The sequence below is a fragment of the Aureibaculum luteum genome (genome assembly GCF_003449015.1).
Lineage (GTDB): Bacteria > Bacteroidota > Bacteroidia > Flavobacteriales > Flavobacteriaceae > Aureibaculum > Aureibaculum luteum.
In genome coordinates, this window is the sequence record NZ_QRGD01000001.1 from 142238 (window position 1) to 157453 (window position 15216).

Consider the following 15216-nt stretch of genomic DNA (forward strand, 5'->3'; position numbering starts at 1 on the left):
TATAATTTTAAAGCACTTCAGGTGCTAGTGATACAATTTTCATGAATTGTTTTTCACGAAGTTCTCTAGCCACTGGTCCAAAAACACGAGTACCTCTCATCTCTTCAGTTGGAGTTAATAATACACATGCATTATCATCAAATCTTATATAAGAACCATCTTTACGACGTACTTCTTTTTTTGTTCGTACCACAACCGCTCTAGAAACTTGTCCTTTCTTAACTGTGCCGTTAGGTGTAGCATGTTTTACCGACACTACAATTTTATCGCCAACAGATGCGTAACGCCTTTTTGTTCCGCCTAAAACTCTTATTACCAACACTTCTTTTGCACCGGTATTGTCAGCTACTTTTAATCTTGATTCTTGTTGTAACATAATTATTTAGCTCTTTCTAAGATTTCTACTAATCTCCAACGTTTGGTTTTACTTAAAGGTCTTGTTTCCATGATCTTTACAGTATCCCCCTCATTGCAGTCGTTTTTTTCGTCATGTGCAACATATTTCTTCGTCTTAATAACGAACTTTCCGTACATAGGGTGTTTTGCTTTTGAAACTTCATTAACAACAATAGATTTCTCCATTTTGTTACTTGAAACAACTCCTATTCTTTCTTTTCTAAGATTTCTTTTTTCCATCTTGTAAATACGAATACAATTACTGTACTTCTCTTTTAGTTAATTCTGTGGCTAATCTTGCAACTGTCTTTCTTAAATCTTTCAGTTGAATTGGATTCTCAAGTGGAGATATAGCATGTGCCATTTTAAGATCTGAATAGTTCTTTTTTACTCCTGCCAATTTTTCCTGTATATCTGCTACAGCTAATTCTTTAATTTCTGATTGTTTCATCTCTTATGCTTTTAGGCCTCGTTTTCCTCGTAATCTCTTGCGATTATAAATTTTGTTCTTACAGGTAATTTCTGTGCTGCTAATCTTAGTGCTTCTTTAGCAACTTCGATTGATACACCTCCTATTTCGAATAAAATTCTACCTGGTTTTACCACAGCTACAAAATATTCTGGAGCACCTTTACCTTTACCCATACGTACCTCTAAAGGTTTTTTCGTAATAGGTTTGTCTGGAAATATTTTAATCCAAATACTTCCTTGTCTTTTCATATAACGCGTTGCTGCAATACGAGCTGCCTCAATCTGACGTGATGTAAGTAGGTCTTGATCTAAAGATTTTATACCGAACATACCGTTTGAAAGTCTATGACCCCTTTGGGCATTCCCTTTCATGTTCCCTTTAGCCTTCTGTACTTTACGATATTTCGTTCTTTTTGGTTGTAACATTTCTTAAAACTTTAAAAAATTATTTTCTTCTTTGAGGCTTTCTTCCTCCACCTTTTTGACCACCTTTACCTTGTTTCTTAGACAAGCCTACTAAAGGAGACAATTCTCTCTTACCATATACTTCACCTTTCATAATCCACACTTTAACACCTATTCTTCCATAAGTAGTATGAGACTCTACTAAAGCATAATCAATATCAGCTCTAAATGTAGAAAGAGGTATTCTTCCCTCTTTATAAGATTCTGAACGTGCCATCTCTGCTCCATTTAAACGACCTGAAATTTGTACCTTAATACCTTCAGCATTCATTCTAATAGTTGCAGCAATCGCCATTTTAATTGCTCTTCTATAAGATATTCTATTTTCTATTTGACGTGCAATACTAGTTGCTACTAAAAAAGCATCTAATTCAGGACGTTTAATTTCAAATATATTTATCTGTACTTCTTTACCAGTAATCTTTTTAAGTTCTTCTTTTAACTTATCAACTTCTTGACCACCTTTTCCAATAATAATTCCCGGACGAGCCGTAGTAATTGTTATCGTTATCAATTTAAGTGTACGTTCTATAATTACTCTAGCAACACTTGCTTTAGCTAATCTAGTGTGTACGTACTCTCTAATTTTATAATCTTCTGCAAGCTTATCGCCGTAGTCATTTCCACCATACCAGTTAGATTCCCATCCTCTGATAATTCCTAAACGATTTCCTATTGGATTAGTTTTTTGTCCCATACTATTTACGAATTGCTTGTATTATTTTTTTCTCCTAATATCATAGTAACATGATTAGAACGTTTTCTTATTCTATGTGCACGCCCTTGTGGAGCCGGTCTTAATCTCTTTAACATTGCTGCACTATCAACATAAATTTCTTTTACAAATAATCCAGCATCCTCGATATTTGCATCTTCATTTTTTGCTTGCCAATTTGCTATTGCAGACAAAGTCAACTTCTCTAAATCACGTGAAGCTGCCTTTGGACTGAATTTCAAAAGAGCTAATGCCTTTTCAACTTCAACACCTCTTATCTGATCAGCTACTAATCGCATTTTTCTTGGCGAAGTTGGACAACCATTTAACTTTGCAAAAAATTTAGTTTTGCGATCTTCTTTAAGCTGCTGTGCTCTTAATTTTTTTCGAACTCCCATTGCTTATCTTTTACCTTTATTTTTCGTACCTCCATGTCCTCTAAATGAACGTGTTGGTGAAAATTCTCCTAATTTATGACCTACCATGTTTTCAGTAATATATACTGGTACAAATTGACGACCATTGTGAACTCCAATTGTTTGTCCAACAAAGTCAGGTGTAATCATTGAGGCTCTTGACCATGTTTTGATTACAGATTTTTTTCCAGAATCTATATTAGTTTGTACTTTCTTTTCCAATTTATGGAAAACGTAAGGTCCTTTTTTTAATGAACGTGCCATATCTTTCTCTTATTTTTTTCTACGTTCTACGATATACTTATTACTCGCTTTCGTCTTAGAACGTGTTTTAAATCCTTTTGCAGGAATACCGTTTCTAGATCTTGGATGTCCACCTGAAGATTTACCTTCACCACCACCCATTGGATGATCTACTGGATTCATAACTACTGGTCTAGTTCTTGGTCTTCTACCTTGCCATCTTGATCTACCTGCTTTACCAGACACTTCCAATTGATGATCTGAATTAGAAACAACACCAATAGTTGCTTTACATGTAAGTAAAATTAATCTTACTTCACTAGAAGGCATTTTGATTGTTCCATATTTTCCTTCTCTTGCAATTAACTGAGCAAAAGAACCTGCACTACGAGCAATAACTGCTCCTTGACCAGGATGTAATTCAATACAAGAAATTATTGTACCTAATGGTAAATCTTTTAAGATTTTTGCATTACCAACTTCTGGCGTAGCCTTCTCTCCAGATAATACTGTTTGTCCAACCTGTAATCCAGCTTGAGCAATTACATATCTTTTTTCACCATCAGCATAATTTAGTAAAGCGATATAAGCAGTACGATTAGGATCGTACTCTATAGACTTTACTGTAGCTGGTATACCGTCTTTCTCTCTTTTAAAATCGACAATACGGTATCTTTTTTTATGACCACCACCTAAATATCGCATGGTCATTTTTCCTCCACTATTTCTACCACCAGATCTTTTTTTCGGTGCTAACAAACTCTTTTCAGGTTTGTCAGTAGTTAACGTTTCAAAAGTATTTAATACCTTATGACGTTGACCTGGAGTTACTGGTTTTAATTTTCTTAATGACATCTTTTTTCGTCTTAAATATTGCTATAAAAATCTATGCTATCTCCGTCAGCTAATTCAATAATAGCTTTTTTATAAGCTCCTATTTTACCTGTTACAACTCCTTTTTTGGTAAATTTTGTATTACGTTTTACCGGATAAGTCAAAGTTCTAACTTTACTAACTGAAACACCATAAGTGCTCTCAACAGCATTCTTTATCTCTATCTTATTTGCACGCTTATCAACTTCAAACGTGAATCTATTATGTAATTCACTCAGTTCGTTTGCTTTCTCCGTAATAATTGGTTTTATTAAAATGCTCATGCTATTACTTGCTAAGATTTGATTCAATTTCTCCTATACTTCCTTCCGTAAGAACAATTTTATTTGCGTTAAGCATCCCGTAAGTGCTTAATGATGAAGCGTTTACAACGCTAGTGCCTTTTAAATTGCGAGAGGACAAATATACATTTTTATTTGAAGCATCCAACACAAACAACGTTTTTTTGTTATTAAGCTCTAAAGCATTTAAAACATTTGTAAAATTTTTCGTTTTTGGAGCATCAAATTCAAAGTTCTCTACAACCACAATATTGTTGTCTTTTGCTTTGATTGATAGTGCTGATTGTCTAGCTAATCGTTTTAAACCTTTATTCAATTTAAAACTATAACTTCTAGGTCTAGGTCCAAAAATTCTACCACCACCTCTAAAAACAGGAGATTTAATAGAACCTGCACGTGCTGTACCTGTACCTTTTTGTTTCTTTATCTTTCTAGTACTACCTTTTATCTCAGCTCTTTCTTTCGCTTTGTGAGTACCTTGTCTCTGATTTGCTAAAAATTGCTTAACATCTAAATAAACAGCATGCTTATTTGGTTCTATTGCAAAAATCGCATCTGAAAGCTCAACTTTTCTTCCAGTATTTTTCCCGTTGATATCTATAACTTCTACTTTCATTATTTCTGAATAGTTATGTAAGCGTTTTTATGACCAGGAATAGCTCCTTTAACTACGATAAGATTCTTTTCAGCTATTACTTTTAAAACTCTTAAATTTTGAACTTTCACTTTATCACCACCCATTCTACCAGCCATTCTCATACCCTTAAATACTCTTGCAGGATAAGATGCTGCACCTATAGAACCAGGAGCTCTTAGACGGTTATGTTGACCGTGAGTTGCTTGACCAACACCAGCAAAGCCATGACGTTTCACAACCCCTTGAAAGCCTTTACCTTTAGAGGTACCTGCAACATCAACAAATTCACCTTCTTTAAAGTGTTCTACAGTGATTGAATCACCTAATTTGTACTCCTCATCAAAACCTTGAAATTCAGCAACGCGACTTTTGGCAGTTGTTCCAGCTTTCTTAAAGTGTCCTTTTAACGCTTTAGTTGTCTGCTTTTCTGCTTTGTCATCGAAACCTAGTTGTAAGGCTTCATAGCCGTCAACTTCTTTGGTTCTGACTTGGGTAACTACACACGGACCTGCTTCAATAACAGTACAAGGAATATTTTTCCCGTTGTCATCAAAAATACTGGTCATTCCAATTTTTCTTCCTATTAACCCAGACATTTTACTTATTTATTAATTAATTATTATTTACTTACTTTTTTTTCAAAAAAATAGGGTCAAAAATAATTCAACCCTGAATGTATTTTTTCCGTTTTTCCTTCGTCAACCGCTTAGGACATGTTGAGATACAAATAAATTGTATCCCTTAATAATTATACTTTAATCTCTACTTCAACACCACTTGGCAATTCTAGCTTCATTAAAGCATCAATTGTTTTTGATGATGAACTGTAAATATCTAACAATCTTTTATAAGAACTTAATTGAAATTGCTCTCTAGATTTTTTATTTACGTGCGGTGATCTTAATACTGTAAATATTTTCTTGTGTGTTGGCAATGGAATAGGTCCATTAATAACAGCACCTGTACTCTTAACTGTTTTTACGATTTTCTCAGCAGATTTATCTACTAAATTATGATCGTAAGATTTTAATTTTATTCTAATTTTTTGACTCATCTTTGTCTATTTAGTAAATTAACCTTGTGCTTTTTTAATTACTTCAGCAGAAATATTAGATGGAGTTGCTTCATAATGTGAAAACTCCATTGTCGATGTTGCTCTACCTGATGACAATGTTCTTAAAGAAGTAACATAACCAAACATTTCTGATAATGGTACTGTTCCTTTAATCACTTTTGCACCTGCTCTATCTGACATACTTACTACCTGACCTCTTCTTCTATTTAAGTCACCTACAATATCACCCATGTTCTCTTCTGGTGTAAGCACTTCCATTTTCATTATAGGCTCCATAATTACTGCCCCTGCCGCCTTAGCCGCAGATTTATAACCCATTTTTGCTGCTAATTCAAAAGAAAGAGCATCAGAATCTACAGGGTGAAAAGAACCGTCTGTCAATGTAATTTTCATTGTATCCATCTCATAACCAGCTAAAGGTCCGTTTTTCATTGCTGCAGTAAAACCTTTTTCTACCGAAGGAATAAATTCTTTCGGGATACGCCCACCTTTAATTTTATCTTCAAATTGTAAACCTTCACCTACAAAATCTTCATCAACAGGGCCCATTTCAAATACAATGTCAGCAAACTTACCACGTCCACCAGATTGTTTTTTATAAACTTCTCTAGTTTCCGCACTTTTTGTTAATGCTTCTTTATACTCTACTTGAGGCTCACCTTGATCTACCTCTACTTTAAATTCACGACGTAATCTATCAACAATAATATCTAAGTGAAGTTCTCCCATACCAGAAATAATGGTTTGTCCAGAAGCTTCATCAGTTCTCACTGTAAATGTTGGATCTTCTTCGGCTAATTTACCTAAAGCAACTCCAAGTTTATCAACATCAACCTTTGTTTTTGGCTCAACTGCGATACCAATTACTGGATCAGGAAAATCCATTGATTCTAATACAATAGGATGTTTCTCATCTGATAATGTATCACCAGTTTTAATACTTTTAAAACCTACAGCAGCACCTATATCACCAGCTTCAATATAATCAATTGCATTTTGTTTATTAGCATGCATTTGATAGATACGTGAAATACGTTCTTTTTTACCAGAACGATTGTTTAACACATATGAACCAGCATCTAAATGCCCTGAATATGCTCTAAAAAATGCTAAACGCCCTACAAAAGGATCCGTTGCAATTTTAAAAGCCAACGCAGCAAATGGCTCTTTTACATCTGGTTTTCTTGATATTTTTTCACCTGTATCTGGATCAGTACCTATAATAGCATCTTTATCCAAAGGTGAAGGTAAATAACGACAAACAGCATCTAATAAGAATTGAACTCCTTTATTTTTAAATGCCGAACCACATATCATTGGTATAATTGCCATATCCATAACTGCAGCTCTTAGTGCAGCATGTACTTCATCTTCAGTAATTGAATCTTCATCTTCCATGAACTTTTCTAATAAGTTCTCATCATAACTAGCAACTTCTTCAATCAATAAAGCTCTATGTTTTCTTGCATCTTCTTTTAATTCCTCAGGAATATCAACTACATCAAAAGTAGCACCCATATTTTCCTCATGCCAAATAATTGCTCTGTTCTTAACTAGATCAACTACTCCTTTAAAATCTCCTTCTTCACCAATAGGTAAAACGATAGGAACTGCATTAGAACCTAACATTTCTTTAACCTGTCTGTTAACCATCATAAAGTCTGAGCCTTGACGATCCATTTTATTAACGAATCCAATTCTTGGCACTTTATAATTATCAGCTAATCTCCAGTTTGTTTCAGATTGTGGCTCAACACCATCAACTGCTGAAAACAAGAACACCAATCCATCAAGTACTCTCAACGAACGATTTACCTCTACAGTAAAATCAACGTGACCAGGAGTATCAATAATATTACAGTGATAACTTTTTGATTCAGGAGTTGGTTCACCATTCAAACGTGGAAAAACCCATTCACAAGTAGTTGCAGCAGAGGTAATTGTAATACCTCTTTCTTGCTCTTGCTCCATCCAGTCCATTGTTGCTGCACCATCATGTACCTCACCAATTTTGTGAGAAACACCAGTGTAAAACAAAACACGTTCTGTAGTTGTTGTTTTCCCCGCATCAATATGAGCGGCAATACCTATATTCCTTGTATATTTTAAATCTCTCGCCATTTCTTAAAATCTAAAGTGTGAAAACGCTTTATTAGCTTCAGCCATTTTATGCACATCAGTTCTTTTCTTAACTGCCGCACCTTCCTCTTTAGCTGCAGCTAAAACTTCATTTGCTAAACGTTGAGCCATAGATTTTTCATTACGTTTTCTAGAATATGAAATCATCCATTTCATAGCCATAGAAACTTTTCTATCTGGTCTAATTTGCATTGGTATTTGAAATGTTGCACCACCTACTCTTCTACTTCTTACTTCAACATGTGGCATAACGTTAGATAACGCTTCTTTCCAAACTTCTAAAGATGTTTTCTCTTCGTCTTGTTTTTTCTCTTCAACGATATCCATCGCATCATAAAAAACTTTAAACGCTACTGACTTTTTACCGTCCTTCATTAAATTATTTACAAAACGAGTTACCAGCTGATCTTGAAATCTTGGATCTGGCAACAAATGTCTTTTCTTTGCACTTCTTTTTCTCATTACTTCTTACATTAAAGCGTTAAAATTATTTCTTAGGACGTTTAGTTCCGTATTTAGAACGTCTTTGTGTTCGTCCTTCAACTCCTGCAGTATCTAAAGCACCACGAACTACGTGATATTTTACCCCAGGCAAATCTTTTACTCTTCCTCCTCTAACTAATACTATCGAGTGCTCTTGTAAATTATGTCCTTCACCAGGTATGTATGCATTCACCTCATTACCATTAGTCAACCTTACCCTTGCTACTTTACGCATAGCAGAATTTGGTTTTTTTGGTGTAGTAGTGTAAACACGTGTACATACGCCTCTTCTTTGTGGACAAGAATTTAATGCAGCCGATTTGTTCTTCTTAGTTATTTGGGTTCTTCCCTTGCGTACTAATTGCTGTATAGTTGGCATATAAATTAATTGTTATTTTACTTATTAAAAATAAACCTCTTTTTTAAGAGTGTGCAAATGTATAAATAATTTCTGTTTCTACAAACAGGTGTTGCCTAAAATTTATCATCATTTTAAAAACATTTTCAAATAAGTCCATTTTTAACAGTTTTAAACTAATTTTGAACCGATTTGAAACAGAAATTTACTCCATATATATATATACTCTTTTTAATCCTATTTTTTAATCATTGTCATGGTCAAAAAACAGTATTGAATATTTCTGCCATTGACAGCACTTCAACATTGTTTTTACGGAATATACATTACAAAAAACGTCATTTTACGGAAAAATCAATATTTACAACTTTAGATTCCATAAAAAAAGAAATTGAAAAATCTGGCTTTATAAACCATAACATTGATAGCCTAATAAAAAACGATAGTAGCTATACGGCCTATTTTAATCTCAAAAATCAAATTAAAATTATTCGCATTTATTTTGATAATAATAAATTTACCCCCTTTCAACTCATTGGTATTTCTGAAAAAGTAACTTCTAATTTTTTTGAAGTGCAACCATTAAAATTAACAAATGCTTTACAAACCATTACCAATACACTTGAAAAAGAAGGCAAATCATTTTCTGAGGTGTCTTTAAAAAACATCACCATTAAAAATGACACGTTAATTGAATCACATTTATACATCAAGAAATCTACTGCTAGAAAAATAGATAAAGTAATTATAAATGGCTATAGTAATTTCCCAAAACCTTTTCTTATTCATAAACTAGGAATAGAAAAAAATACAGTGTTTAGTAAACAAAAAATTGATAAAGCTTCATCTGCAATTAATTTCATTCCATTTGTTTCTGAACTAAAACCTTCTGAAGTTCTTTTCACAAAAGACTCAACAATCGTTTATTTAAATTTAAAAAAAGAGAATGCAAACAAATTTGACGGATTAATTGGCTTCACTTCCAAAGAAACTGGGAAAGGACTTTCTCTTAACGGTTATTTAGATCTATCATTAAACAACCTTTTCAATTCGGGTGAAAATTTAAATCTAACCTGGAAAAATAATGGTAATGATAGACAAGTATTTAATCTTGACATTTCTTTACCCTATGTGTTCAACTCGAAGCTATCTCCATATCTGGCTCTAAATATATATAAACAAGATTCTTCCTTTGTCAACACCTTATTTAAATTTGCCCTACCTTATCAAATTGACTACAGAAATTCTATTGGATTTATGTTACAATCAGAAAGCTCATTAAATTTATTATCATACATTAACAGCAACATTGAAGATTATTCAAACCTATTTTTTGGTCTAAACTATAATTACAGCATACCACTTAATCATAATATATTCAAAACAAAATTCAATTTAATTATAGAAGCTCTTGCCGGTAAAAGAAATGGCATCACAAAAGACAATCAAAATAAGATTCATTTAAAAAGCAACTTCTTATGGAGCTTAAACCTTAAAAATTATATTTTTATACAAAACCAAAGCGGTTTAATCAACTCTAAAAACCTTTACAACAATGAACTTTTCAGAATTGGAGGTTCAAATAGTATAAGAGGGTTTGACGAAGAAAGTATATTTGCATCATCTTATAGTACTTTTAATTTTGAATATAGATACTCAACCAACAATGGCTCCTACTTATATTCAATTACTGATTTAGGTTATATCAATAACAACAAGCAAACTTCACAATTGTACGCTTTGGGTCTAGGGTATGCTTTTACAAGTAAATTAGGATTAATCAATTTGAGTTACGCCATTGGAGGTAATTCAAATCAGGCCATTGAATTAAATAATTCCCGCTTTCATTTAAAGATTATTAATTTTTTCTAAATAATGAGGAGCATTTTGTAGAAAATGCACCATTAAGCCGATATGACTAACAGATTCTTAGTGATGCCTTAACATTATGTTAACTTTTTTAGTTAAAAAACTTTTTTTATTAACATAATTTTATCATTTTTGCGACAATTAATTCAAATAAAAATAAACATGAAAACAAAGTTTAATGGATTTTTAACGCTATTACTAGCGTTTATGGTGCAACTAACGTTTGCACAAGAAAAAAATGTCACGGGTACGGTTACCGACGAATCAGGACCGTTACCAGGTGTAAGTATAATTATTAAAGGAACTACAACAGGTACTGAAACAGATTTTGATGGTAATTATTCCATCAAAGCGAGTACAGGAGATGTGCTTAAATTTAGTTTTATCGGTATGACTTCAAAAGAAATTAAAGTTGGAGCATTGAATACTATTAACGTAGTATTAGAAGCCGATAATGTACTAGAAGAAGTAATTGTTACTGCATTAGGTATAGAAAGAAAGCCTAAAGAACTTTCTTACTCAGTATCTAATTTAAAAAGTGAAGATATTACTCAAACTAAGTCTGTAAACGTTGCTACTGCAATGGTAGGTAAAGTTTCAGGTTTACAAATTAACACAACTAATAATGGGGTTAATCCTAGTACTAGAGTTGTTTTAAGGGGTAATAGATCTTTATTAGGTAATAATGAGGCGTTAATTGTTGTTGATGGTTTTCCTTCTTCTAGAGGGGTATTGGATAGAATAAATCCAAATGACATTGATAATGTTAGTGTTTTAAAAGGTGCCAATGCTGCTGCACTTTACGGTTCTGAAGCTGCAAATGGTGTAGTTTTAGTGACTACAAAAAGAGGTAAAGGTAAATTAAAAGTTACCTATTCAGGTACATATCAAGCAGAGAATGTGTCGTATTTACCAGATGTTCAAGATGAATTTGGTGCAGGTGGTTTTCCTGATGGCACATTATACCCATTAGAAAATGTAAACTGGGGTCCTCGTTATGATGGAAGATTAGTTGATGCTAGTGAAACTTTAGATAATGGTGAAGTTTGGCAAGTACCTTTTACACCAATTAAAAATAGAAACGAAAATTTCTTTTCTACTGGTACAACAACTAGACATGGTGTTTCTGTTTCTGGTGGTGATGATGATAGCTCATTCTTGATGTCTATTGATCAAACTAACGTAACTGGTACCATACCAAAAGATGCATATAACAGAACTAACTTCAGATTGAAAGGAAGTAGAACTTATAATAAATTAAGTGTTGGTGGTAATTTAGCTTTCTACAGATCACATACTAACACTGTTAGTTCACAAGGTGGACGTCAAGGCAGACCAGTATACTGGAATGTAATTAACACGCCACTTCATTTACCGTTAGATCAAATGAAAAATTGGAGAACAGGTAAATTTACTAGAAATGAAGTATCATGGTTTCGTTTTTATGAAAACCCTTATTTTATAATAGATACACAAAGAGAAACTTCAGATTTTAGTGAGTTTAATGTTTTAGCATTTGCTGATTATAAAATTACAGATTGGCTTACTGCTTCTCTTAACTTAGGTTATACAGCAACTTCGAGCTCTTCTAAAAGAAAATTCGGAGCGTATACTTACGCTTTCCACTTAGCTAATACTTATTCAGAAATGGATGAATATGGAGCCTCTACAAATGATTTTTTAACGAACTCAAGTAGAACGAATACAGATTTTCTTTTAAAATTTGATAAAGATCTTTCTGACTCTTTTAATTTACAATTAACAGTAGGTCAAAATATAAGAATACAAGATTCTAAAGGTGTTGATGTTGCTGGTAATAATTTAATTATTCCTGATTTTTACAATGTTTCAACTAGAACAGGTGAATTAACAGGAGGTGAATTTTCTACTAAATATAGAAAACTTGGTGTTTATGGAGATTTAACTTTAGGTTTTAAAGATTATCTTTTCTTGAGTGCTACTGGTAGAAATGATTGGTCTTCTACATTACCTGAAGATAACAGATCGTTTTTCTACTATGGTACTGGGGTGTCATTTATTGCAACTGATGCCTTTGAAAATTTAAGATCAGACAAAGGATTGAGCTATTTGAAATTAAGTGCAAACTTAACTAAAACAGGTAACGATCCAGGGGCATATGCAACAGCTGGTACTTTTTCAGCACCAACTAGTTTCCCATACGGTTCTACTGTAGGTTTAACTCAATCTAGTCGTGTTCCTTCTCCTGATTTAAGTCCTGAGTTTACAACTTCACTTGAAGGTGGTGTTGAATTTGGATTATTTAGAAGTAGATTGAATGCTAATATTACTGTTTACAAATCTAATTCTACAGATCAAATTGTACCCGTTAATACTTCATTTGCATCAGGAGCATCAAGTGCTTTGGTAAATGTAGGTGAAATTCAAAATCTTGGTTTAGAAATTGATTTAAATGGTAAGATCTTAAAGACAGAAGACTTTGCATGGGATTTAGGCGTAAACTTTTCAACGATTAAGTCTGAAGTAATTTCAATTGCTGATGGAGTTGATGAATTGAACATTGGAGGATTTACTTCTGCTCAAATTATAGCTAAAGTTGGTGAACCTTATCCTCAAATTAGAACAAGTGCTTATGAAAGAGATCCTCAAGGTAGAATAATAGTTGGTGCGGATGGAGACCCTTTACAAAGTGCAGAACTTAAAATTCAAGGTAAAACAACACCTGACTATATTTTAGGTGTAAACACTACTATTAGATATAAAAACTTTAGTTTTTATGCGGTAGCAGATTATAGAACTGGTCACGTATTTTTCAATGACATTGTAAGAGCTTTAGAGTTTACTGGTTTAACACAACATAGTGTAACTTCAGGTAGACAACCTTTTGTGTTCCCTAACTCATCTTATAATACGGGTACTGCAGCTGACCCTGTATATGTAGCGAATAACAACAGATTAACAACTGGTGGTGGTAATGATTTTTGGGATGCATATGGTGAAGTAGATGAAAATTATGTTACTGATGCAACTACCTTAAAATTAAGAGAAGTGTTATTATCTTATAGTTTTGATAGAGACTTTCTAGAGACTATTGGTATTCAAGACTTGTCATTAGGGATTTTTGGTAGAAATTTAATAACGCTAAGACCTAAAGACAATGTTTATACTGATCCTGAATTTAACTTTACAACAGGTAACGCAGTTGGTATAGGTACACAAGCTCAAGCAGCACCTACGAGACAGTATGGTATGAACCTTACTATAACATTCTAAAAAAATTAACAATATGAAAACAATACAAATGAAAAAATCAATTTTATTGCTGTTATCCATTGCAATATTGAGTGTGGGTTGTAGTGATTTCTTGGATGTCAATGATAATCCTAATGATCCGTCAATTTCGACACCTAGTTTAACTTTGCCAGTAGCACAAGATAATTTTGCTGCATTGAATGCAAGAACCATGACCTACTTAGGAAATATGTTAGTTGTTAATTGGGCAACTCCATCTAACTGGTCAGCTAATCAGATCTATTCTAGATATAATTTTACGAATTCTGATTTTACGAATGTATTTGAAACTTCTTATGTTTCAATTTTCAAAGATTTGAGCTATGTTGAAAACTATACAGATCCAACTGGTGCTGTAGATTATAGTGGTTATAGAGCCATGTCACAAATTATAAAAGGTTTTCAGTATCAATTACTGGTAGACTTATATGGTGACATACCTTATACAGAAGCTAACTTACGTGGAGATAATACAACTCCAAAGTATGATGATGCTGAGACAGTTTATAAATCAGTTATTGATTCATTAACAATGGCAGCTAACTTAGCATTGAACTTACCAGCTAACTCTGAAGATCCTGGAACTCAAGATATTATTTTAGGTGGACATATGGATGAATGGGCACAATTTGCAAATTCAATCAAGTTAAGAATGTTAGTAAGATTAAGTAACACAGGACAAGACGCTTATATCACAAGCCAAATTGCATCTATTGATGCTAACGGTGCGGGATACATTACTCAAGATATTTCTTCAAATCCTGGTTATATTAATGCTGATGATAAACAAAGTCCATTTTACGATTATTTCGTTAATGCAGTAACACTTACTGAAACAGATAGAGGTGATTATACTGTGGCTGCAAAATATGCTATTGATTACTTAACAAATAATAATGATCCAAGGTTAGAAAGATTATACAAGCCATCTTCAACTGGAGGTAATTATAAAGGAGCTGTTCAGACATCCCTTTTACCTGGTACAGGTTTTACTTCTACTGATTTAGCTAAAGTAGGCCCTGGTTTATTAAAAAGTTCAGAACAAGATCAAGTTATTATGTCTCTTGCTGAAAGTTTATTTGTTCAAGCAGAAGCTGTACAAAGAGGTTATTTGGTCGGTGATGCTGAAGCATTGTACGAAGCTGCAATTGAAGAGTCTTTTATCTTTTTGGAAGTACCTGATGCTGTAACTGAAGCACAAACCTATTATGCTCAACCAGTGAACAATATCGCTTGGGGATCTTCAACAAATAAAATTGAGGCTATTATGACCCAAAAATGGATTGCCTTAAATGGTACTTCATCTATTGAGTCTTGGATTGACTTAACTAGAACTGGTTATCCTTCTGGCTTACCAATTCCTAGTGAAGCAAATGGAAAGCGTCCAGTAAGATTACTTTACCCTGCTTCTGAGTTAGCAAGAAATAGAGATAATGTACCTACACAAACTGCTGATGCTGTATTTACAAGTGATCCTTTTTGGAGATAAAAACCTATAAAATAA

General features: G+C 33.3%; 18 protein-coding genes. 3 read left to right on the forward strand and 15 right to left on the reverse strand.

What is annotated here, in order from left to right; genetic code table 11:
- Window positions 1–7: 7 nt before the first annotated feature.
- The 15 genes from rplN to rpsL form a co-directional block, all read right to left on the reverse strand.
- On the reverse strand, window positions 8–376 hold the full coding sequence (gene rplN / locus D3P13_RS00735) for a 50S ribosomal protein L14 (protein WP_117879387.1): 369 nt from the start codon (window positions 374–376) through the stop codon (window positions 8–10).
- A 2-nt stretch (window positions 377–378) separates the two neighbouring features.
- Entirely contained in the window at window positions 379–636 is a 258-nt protein-coding gene (gene rpsQ, locus D3P13_RS00740) for a 30S ribosomal protein S17 (protein WP_117879388.1), read from the reverse strand.
- A 19-nt stretch (window positions 637–655) separates the two neighbouring features.
- On the reverse strand, window positions 656–847 hold the full coding sequence (rpmC, locus tag D3P13_RS00745; RefSeq protein ID WP_117879389.1) for a 50S ribosomal protein L29: 192 nt from the start codon (window positions 845–847) through the stop codon (window positions 656–658).
- Between the two features lie 11 nt (window positions 848–858).
- Complete coding sequence (rplP, locus tag D3P13_RS00750) at window positions 859–1293, reverse strand: 50S ribosomal protein L16 (protein WP_117879390.1); 435 nt, start codon at window positions 1291–1293, stop codon at window positions 859–861.
- Between the two features lie 19 nt (window positions 1294–1312).
- Window positions 1313–2029 (reverse strand): 30S ribosomal protein S3, encoded by a 717-nt coding sequence (gene rpsC / locus D3P13_RS00755; protein ID WP_117879391.1) that lies wholly within the window; start codon window positions 2027–2029, stop codon window positions 1313–1315.
- A gap of 5 nt (window positions 2030–2034) precedes the next feature.
- Window positions 2035–2445 (reverse strand): 50S ribosomal protein L22, encoded by a 411-nt coding sequence (rplV, locus tag D3P13_RS00760; protein ID WP_117879392.1) that lies wholly within the window; start codon window positions 2443–2445, stop codon window positions 2035–2037.
- Between the two features lie 3 nt (window positions 2446–2448).
- Window positions 2449–2727, reverse strand: a complete 279-nt coding sequence (gene rpsS, locus D3P13_RS00765; protein ID WP_117879393.1) for a 30S ribosomal protein S19 — start codon at window positions 2725–2727, stop codon at window positions 2449–2451.
- Window positions 2728–2736: 9 nt separating this feature from the next.
- The gene (gene rplB, locus D3P13_RS00770; protein WP_117879394.1) at window positions 2737–3561 is read right to left on the reverse strand and encodes a 50S ribosomal protein L2; all 825 of its coding nucleotides are present in this window, start codon (window positions 3559–3561) and stop codon (window positions 2737–2739) included.
- 11 nt (window positions 3562–3572) lie between these two features.
- Complete coding sequence (gene rplW / locus D3P13_RS00775; RefSeq protein WP_117879395.1) at window positions 3573–3863, reverse strand: 50S ribosomal protein L23; 291 nt, start codon at window positions 3861–3863, stop codon at window positions 3573–3575.
- A 4-nt stretch (window positions 3864–3867) separates the two neighbouring features.
- The gene (gene rplD / locus D3P13_RS00780) at window positions 3868–4497 is read right to left on the reverse strand and encodes a 50S ribosomal protein L4 (protein ID WP_117879396.1); all 630 of its coding nucleotides are present in this window, start codon (window positions 4495–4497) and stop codon (window positions 3868–3870) included.
- Window positions 4497–5114 carry a 50S ribosomal protein L3 gene (rplC, locus tag D3P13_RS00785; RefSeq protein WP_117879397.1) on the reverse strand — a complete coding sequence of 206 codons (618 nt, stop codon included), beginning with the start codon at window positions 5112–5114 and terminating at the stop codon, window positions 4497–4499. Before rplC ends, rplD begins: the two co-directional genes overlap by 1 nt.
- Before the next feature lie 152 nt (window positions 5115–5266).
- On the reverse strand, window positions 5267–5572 hold the full coding sequence (rpsJ, locus tag D3P13_RS00790) for a 30S ribosomal protein S10 (RefSeq protein WP_117879398.1): 306 nt from the start codon (window positions 5570–5572) through the stop codon (window positions 5267–5269).
- Between the two features lie 18 nt (window positions 5573–5590).
- The gene (gene fusA / locus D3P13_RS00795; RefSeq protein ID WP_117879399.1) at window positions 5591–7714 is read right to left on the reverse strand and encodes an elongation factor G; all 2124 of its coding nucleotides are present in this window, start codon (window positions 7712–7714) and stop codon (window positions 5591–5593) included.
- Between the two features lie 3 nt (window positions 7715–7717).
- Complete coding sequence (gene rpsG / locus D3P13_RS00800; protein ID WP_117879400.1) at window positions 7718–8194, reverse strand: 30S ribosomal protein S7; 477 nt, start codon at window positions 8192–8194, stop codon at window positions 7718–7720.
- A 25-nt stretch (window positions 8195–8219) separates the two neighbouring features.
- Window positions 8220–8594, reverse strand: coding sequence for a 30S ribosomal protein S12 (gene rpsL / locus D3P13_RS00805; RefSeq protein ID WP_117879401.1), 375 nt, complete (start codon window positions 8592–8594; stop codon window positions 8220–8222).
- A gap of 171 nt (window positions 8595–8765) precedes the next feature.
- Between rpsL and D3P13_RS00810 the strand changes: the two genes are divergently transcribed.
- From D3P13_RS00810 to D3P13_RS00820, 3 genes are all read left to right on the forward strand, one after another.
- Window positions 8766–10445, forward strand: coding sequence for a ShlB/FhaC/HecB family hemolysin secretion/activation protein (locus tag D3P13_RS00810; RefSeq protein ID WP_157972791.1), 1680 nt, complete (start codon window positions 8766–8768; stop codon window positions 10443–10445).
- Window positions 10446–10604: 159 nt separating this feature from the next.
- Entirely contained in the window at window positions 10605–13694 is a 3090-nt protein-coding gene (locus D3P13_RS00815) for a SusC/RagA family TonB-linked outer membrane protein (protein WP_117879403.1), read from the forward strand.
- Window positions 13695–13707: 13 nt separating this feature from the next.
- Window positions 13708–15201: a SusD/RagB family nutrient-binding outer membrane lipoprotein gene (locus D3P13_RS00820; RefSeq protein ID WP_232829107.1), complete on the forward strand. Its 1494-nt coding sequence runs from the start codon at window positions 13708–13710 to the stop codon at window positions 15199–15201.
- Window positions 15202–15216: the final 15 nt, after the last annotated feature.